The sequence below is a fragment of the Boseongicola sp. genome, from assembly GCF_057460485.1.
The window spans coordinates 1-3,142 of record NZ_JBVCWP010000391.1; the positions used below are offsets into that span (position 1 = coordinate 1).

A 3,142-nucleotide genomic window follows, 5' to 3' on the forward strand; every position below is an offset into this window, starting at 1 on the left:
GGTAAGCGTGTCGCGGTTCTTGATATGTGCGAGTTCATGCGCAACGACGGCCGCTATCTCCTCGCGGCTCATGTTCCGCAACAAGCCGCGTGTAACAGCGACGGCGGCATTTTCTGGGTTTCTTCCCGTTGCGAAGGCGTTTGGTTGTTCTGTTTCAATGATGTAGAGCGCTGGCATAGGCATCCCGGCCCGACGCGACATGCTTTCGGTCATCGCCCAAAGCTCTGGCGTCGAGCGCGCATCGACAGGTCGTGCACCGTGCATCCGCAAAACGACCTTGTCCGAATTCCAGTAGGAAAAGAAGTTCATGCCGAAAGCGATTATCAGCGCGATGATAAGACCCGCCTCACCGCCCAGCATGAGGCCGACGACGCCAACAAATGCGGTCATCGCGGCCATCAAGATGAATGTGCGTACCATGAGCTTCGTGCTCCTGCGTTTCTTTTCGCGTATATAAGAACGAGTATGTGCACCGTCAATTGACGCCAAACCTTGGAACTCTCAGATCGCAGAGACTGCTTCGTCTTGTGGCAATGCAGAACGATTAGCGGGTGTTTCTACACGAACCACCGCAACTCTAGAGATGCGTTGGAGCAAGGGAGCATAACCGGCCCGAGGACAGAAGCGCCGTGCATGGGGTGGGGTGGGCCGACTTGGATGCCGCAAGTAGCCCGCCAGCGCTCGAAACCGTCATCCTGATCGACCAAAGGCCAATCATGCACTAACATTTAAACTGGACCAGTTAATTGGGGCTGATCATCCCGCCTGGATGACTTCCACGAAGATATCGTTGAAAGTCGGCTGTCCGCCCGGCGTCCATTTCGCCTCCGCCAAACGATTTGAGACAGGCGAACCATCTTCACCACTGGTCCACCAGTACTTTCCTTCCAGAACAGCCGTGCCCTCGACAACGCTGTCGGTGACGCTGAGGACTGCCGCCAGCGATCCCCTGACGTTGCGGGCACGAACATGGACTCCATCTTCCAGTCCCAGCTTCTCCGCGTCCGCCGGGTTCATCTCCAGGGTCGGATCACCCTGCTGTCCAGCGTGTCGCGGCATGTTGGCGAAGGTTGAATTTAGGAAGTAGTGCGGCTTTACGTTGAGAAGCCTGAGTTGGCCATTGGGGATGAGGTCATAGTCGTCAAGTTCATCTGGTCGATCCAGACCGATTGACATCTTCAGCTTGCCTCCAAGCGCGACCGGGTCTTTTCTGGGCTGCGGCGCATACAGCCAGCCCTGCCGTTTGAGCGTTTCCCAGTCGAAATTCTCCGGCAGGCTGGAACGCGCAATCGTTTCGTCGTCTGCGAAAAGCGCCGGCTCCTTGAGGTTCATTTCGCGTGCCAGCAGCCGCAGAATCTCCGTGTGGGGTTTGGTTTCACCCACTGGTGGGATCGCGGGATGATTCAGGCCGACATACCCTTGGCCCCACGATCCTTGAACGTCGAAATGTTCGAGTTGAGTGGTCGACGGAAGCACGATGTCCGCGTGCCTGGCGGTGTCTGTCATGAAATGCTCGATCACCACCGTAAACAGATCGTCCCGGCACAGCCCCTGTCTGACCGTCTCAGCATCGATTTGGTTCACGAGCGGATTGTGACCCCATATCATCAGGCCCTTGATCGGCGGATCGAGGTCCAACGAGGTTAGGATCCTGGCCAGTTTCCCCCTGTGGAGGCTACGAGTCCCTTGTGGGGAAAGTTCGGGGCATTCGGGCGCCGTGTTATCGAAGGTCGGATAACCTTCGATAATGAAGCCGCCGCCGGGGAGACGCCAGTGCCCCGAAAGAATCGCCAGAGCGCTGAGGCTTCTGACAAAGGTATCCCCCATCCTTGACTGCTGCGGGCCAATGCCCGCGCGAATTGTGCCGGGTTTGGCTGAGCCGTAGAGGCGAGCTATCCGGACAACGTCATCCGCCGGCACACCTGTGATTGCTTCAACAAGATCCGGCGTCCATGGCTCAATTTCCTTGAGATAGACATCCAGATCCATTGCAGCCGCCCGGGCATAATCGAGATCGGCAATTCCGTCGGTCAGCAGGACATTCGCCATGCCCGCCGCCAGAACCGCATCGGTTCCAGGGCGTATCGGGATGTGGTCGTCGCATTTGGCGGCGGTTCGTGTCCGTCTCGGGTCGATGCTGATGAGCTTGGCGCCGCGTGCCTTACGCGCTTCCACGCAAAAGTGCCAATGGTGATGCGCGGTGGAGAGAAGGTTCGCCCCCCAGAGAAGGATGCATTCACTTTCAGCTATTGTCTCTGGATCGAAGGCAATGGGGTGCCCCTCGGCCGCCACAGCATTACCCGCCTGGCCGCACAGGCTTCCGTGGAGGCGGCTTGCCCCGAGATGATGAAACAAACGCATGAGCGCCCGCCTCTGGAGCGCGCCCGCCGAACCCATGTCGTGAAGCGGCATCAAAGCCTCGGTACCCCAATCGGATATGATGCTTTCGAAGGAAGTCGCGATCTCGGATATCGCTTCGTCCCACGAAATCCGCTCGAATTCGTTGCTGCCCTTTGAGCCTTTGCGACGCAAGGGATGTAACAGGCGGCTGGGCGAATACGTCCGTGTCTGATAGTCGTTGACCTTCGCGCACAGGATGCCGCGGGTGAAAGGATGCTCCTTCGAGCCTACCACCCTTGAGACGACACCGTCTTCCACCTGCGCCACCCAGGAACAGCCATCCTGACAATCGTGGGGGCAGCAGCCCCGAACCTCGAAAATGTTCATTCGACACCTCCCAGCGTCATGCAGCCTAACTTCGTTTATGGGGATATTAGCACAAAAAAGGAGCTGGACGGTCAGCCACCCTCCGACAATCCAAGGGAATACAGGTTGGAAACCGGGACCTCAGCGCGGGACGCTAAACATGAGAGGGAACAGCGTGCCGTCAGGGGAACTTATCCGCGCAAGGAGTCTGGCACGGTATTCTCCTCACTCGCCTGATCCCAGGCGTGCGCCATGATCGACCAACGCCCCTCCGATTTAACCAGAAGATAGCCGCTGATGTCGTGATTAACTTCAGTTCCGTCCTCCAGAAGCTCGGACACCGCCAGAACAACCGCAATATTGCCGAAGCGGAGGACCTGCATGCCCTGCGTATGCTCTTCGAAGCTCCGCAGGTTCTTTCTGGCGACTGTCTCCA

The 3,142-nt window shown here is 57.9% G+C and carries 3 protein-coding genes; all 3 read right to left on the reverse strand.

Translation table 11 applies throughout. The annotated features are described in order from the left end of the window. Positions 1-420, reverse strand: a 420-nt coding sequence (locus AC221Y_RS22585) for a M48 family metalloprotease (RefSeq protein WP_486708540.1), incomplete at its 3' end; no start/stop codon positions are given. Between the two features lie 336 nt (positions 421-756). Further along, the gene (locus tag AC221Y_RS22590; protein ID WP_486708541.1) at positions 757-2,727 is read right to left on the reverse strand and encodes a molybdopterin-containing oxidoreductase family protein; all 1,971 of its coding nucleotides are present in this window, start codon (positions 2,725-2,727) and stop codon (positions 757-759) included. 170 nt (positions 2,728-2,897) lie between these two features. After that, a partial coding sequence (locus tag AC221Y_RS22595; RefSeq protein WP_486708542.1) for a hypothetical protein occupies positions 2,898-3,142 on the reverse strand: 245 nt, incomplete at its 5' end.

Coding starts and splice junctions, on each gene's coding strand:
- AC221Y_RS22590 (WP_486708541.1), bottom strand. CDS start 2,727: ATGAACATTTTCGAGGTTCGGGGCTGCTGCCCCCACGATTGTCAGGAT.